Source organism: Leifsonia sp. SIMBA_070 (assembly GCF_046534635.1).
Classification (GTDB): domain Bacteria; phylum Actinomycetota; class Actinomycetes; order Actinomycetales; family Microbacteriaceae; genus Leifsonia.
In genome coordinates, this window is sequence record NZ_JAWRYK010000551.1 from 1 (window position 1) to 256 (window position 256).

General features: G+C 63.7%; 1 pseudogene. It reads right to left on the reverse strand.

Going from position 1 to position 256, the window contains the following annotated elements:
• Positions 1-62: 62 nt before the first annotated feature.
• Positions 63-256: pseudogene (locus SB754_RS21405) on the reverse strand (glutaminase A); the annotation flags it as partial.

The following is a 256-nucleotide window of genomic DNA, read 5'->3' on the forward strand; positions in this document are numbered from 1 at the left end:
GCCGAGCGGATACGCCGCAGGACGCTCTCGGTGCCGGAGAACGTGAGGTCCCCTTGGAGTTCTTAGATCCTGATGCGATCACGCTTGCCCCGCAGGAAGTGCCGTTCGAACTCGTTGCGATCGGTGGCGACCTCGAACTCTTCGGCATTCCGGAACGAGCGAACCGCGGACCTGCTCTCCCTGGCAACGTTGAACATGTGGAGCCCCAGGTCGGAGGAGAGCCGCTTGCAGGCACTGACACCGCGGACGCTGTTGC